At 44.2% G+C, this 1,494-nt stretch carries 2 protein-coding genes; both read right to left on the bottom strand.

Features of this window, described 5'->3' with window-relative positions:
• Positions 1–446: 446 nt before the first annotated feature.
• Complete coding sequence (locus tag BM155_RS16685) at positions 447–794, bottom strand: hypothetical protein (RefSeq protein ID WP_074904456.1); 348 nt, start codon at positions 792–794, stop codon at positions 447–449.
• 22 nt (positions 795–816) lie between these two features.
• Positions 817–1,494 (bottom strand): RHS repeat-associated core domain-containing protein (locus BM155_RS17475; protein ID WP_139223327.1); only part of this gene is annotated, 678 nt, incomplete at its 5' end.

Below are 1,494 nucleotides of genomic sequence, written 5' to 3' on the forward strand. Positions count from 1 at the left end.
CCGTCGCGGGCTTCCTCGACGTGCTGTTACATCCCAATAAAGCTATTTGACACAATTCCATACAGGACGTCATATCTAAATAACCCAAATAGCAGCCCCTAGAAAAATCAGAGTAAGTGTGCAATGGTCTTCCCATCAATTTTTTAATTTATGGGTGTCCATTTTTACCCTGTTTGGCAATCTCAATTTGAGAGTGCCCGGCTGTTTTCAGGCTGTAGTTCGGTAGGTAGTGTTCATTCTTGGTCAGCTGGCTGTAGTTCATCAGTGCTTTTCTCTTGGTCGGGAAAGGTGCCGACTCTACCATCTGACCGTTCCCTTACCAATTGCACTTATTATCCGAAACCGCGTAAAATTTAAATTTATCGTTTTCTTAGCAGTCTTGCAGCATCCTTGTGATTTCCAAGTTCAGCAACCTTAAGCGGTGTTTATCCAAATTCATTCTTTATTCACAAAACATTGAGATTAATACTTTTACAGTAACAAGCCACCTCAATTCCAACCGATGGTTCTATGTACATTATGCAAGAGCGTGAATCGAAAGAAACCGTTTTTAGATTTAGCATTTTTTTACAGTATTCTAGATAATCAGAAGAATCGTTTTCCTCAAATACAAGCACATCAAGAATGACATTTTGTAACATCATTCCTGATGCGAAAAAACGCTTTATTTCGTTGCATACAAGAACAGCATTTTTATTATCCACTGGTTCCAGTAAAGAAATTTTGAGGCTTTTTTTATCATGATCGACATCAATGCCTCTTATCTCCCAATCATGCAAATAAGATAGATTCATTCGCCCTGCCTCTAAAAAACTACTATTTAATCACTGTAACAGGAACACCCGGACCACGAATACCATCATTCCAGTTGTGTGAATGTGGAGACCCCTGCCCGTGATCATGCCCGTAGTCTATATCCACTGCAGGAGTACCGTCATTACCATAGAGTCGATCTTGCTTTCCGTGGGGATGCTCAACCCATTCTCCCGGCTCACCGTTAAATGGATTACCTCTCTGATTGGAATCACCTTCTGGAGGACAATGCCCACCCTCGGCAACAGAATCAGCAGGGTCATCAATTTCTTCCGAACAATAACCCGTTAATATACATGCTAAAGCCGTTCCAGCAACGGGACCAACAGACTGTTTTAGCGCACGAGAAATTACAGCACCGGCAGCGCGACCACCTATGACTCGGATGCCAACACCAACTGCTACGTTTACCCAAAGCCCGTAGGGGTCATTGTACATCAACGGGTTGCCACCTACATATGCGTAAGTGTTCAACCCACCGTGAAGCCCAATCGGATCAGACTGAACATATCGTCCAAGACTGGGATCGTAATCCCGGAAGTAGTTGTAGTAATGCTGTGCCTCACCACCCTGTATCTGCCCCGGGAACCGCAAATTTACAACAGTCTGTTCTCCATCGCTATCCGGATCAGTATCCGGCGCTGTCTGCCCAAACGCATCACTGTCCCAGCGCCAGACAAC

The organism is Microbulbifer thermotolerans (assembly GCF_900112305.1).
GTDB lineage: Bacteria > Pseudomonadota > Gammaproteobacteria > Pseudomonadales > Cellvibrionaceae > Microbulbifer > Microbulbifer thermotolerans.